Raw genomic sequence first — 1,115 nt, forward strand, 5'->3', positions numbered from 1 at the left:
GTCCCATCCCTGGGGCTCCGCCCCAGACCCCGCTCCTCAAACGCCGGAGGGGCTGATTTTCAGCCCGTCCGGCGTTTGAGGACGAGGCCGTTCAGGCCGATTGGGGGTCTGGGGGCGGAGCCCCCAGGTACTGGATGGGACGGGTAGGGGCGGCGGGGGCGAGAACCGTCGGGAGCGTTGCCTCCGTCAGTGTGGCCAGGCGGGATGCCAGGACGCGGGCCCAGGCCCGGTAGCCGGCCGGTGACGGGTGGAACCGGTCCGCGGCCAGCCAGTCACCGGGAAACTCGGGCGGACCCCCGGACGGCAGATGAAAGACGGCGACTCCCCTCGTGGCCGTCGTCCTCAACTGCCGGTCCAGGAGCCCGATGTAGAGGCCCAGTGGACCTCGGACCCGGCGGGGCAGGGAGCTCAGCCGGGCGATGGTCGGCAGGCCCGCGAAGACCATCGGCACGTCCTCGCCGAGCCGCAGACGTACGTCCCTGACCAGCCGCTCCGCGTCACGCCGGAACGCCCGCGGCCGACGCAGCCGCATCGCGTCGTTCGTGCCCGCCACGACGACGACCAGGTCCGGCCGCCAGCGGGCCCCCGGGTCGGTGAGCCCCGGCAGCATCCCCCGCCGCACCACCGCAAGCGTCGCCCCCGCCTTCGCCGCGACCCGCCACGACACCGCCCGCCCCGTCATCGCGGTCAGCGCCTCCGCGAGCTGCCCGGCCATCGCCTCCCTGTGGCTGGCGGCCCCCACGCCCGCCGCCACCGAGTCGCCGAGCACGGCCAGCCGTAACGGCGGTTCCTTGCCCTCGGTCGTCCCCGAGTCGTCCCCGGCCGCCTCGGGCAGCCGTACCAGGCGCCCTCGCATGCCCTTCGCGAACATTCCGAACCCCTTCCCCGTCCCCCGAGGCCCCCGAGCAGGGGCGCGCACGGCCATAACGCCGTTATGAACAATAACAACGTTATGCTGCGCCCGTGTCAACCGACAACCACGAACCCGCACGGCCCGGACCGCCCGCGGGCCCCGCACCGCCCGGCCGGAAAGCGGGCGAAGCCCGCCGGGACGCCGCCGCGCTGCGCCGCCGCCTCCTCGACGAGGCCGCGCGCGTGCTGGCCGAGGAGGGGCC

General features: G+C 74.8%; 1 protein-coding gene. It reads right to left on the bottom strand.

The features are described 5' to 3' along the window. Positions 1–91: 91 nt before the first annotated feature. A complete protein-coding gene (locus tag FE633_RS49400; protein ID WP_171060418.1) occupies positions 92–871 on the bottom strand; it encodes an SGNH/GDSL hydrolase family protein in 780 nt (259 codons plus the stop codon). Positions 872–1,115: the final 244 nt, after the last annotated feature.

Source organism: Streptomyces montanus, assembly GCF_005786655.1.
GTDB classification, from domain to species: Bacteria; Actinomycetota; Actinomycetes; order Streptomycetales; family Streptomycetaceae; genus Streptomyces; species Streptomyces sporangiiformans.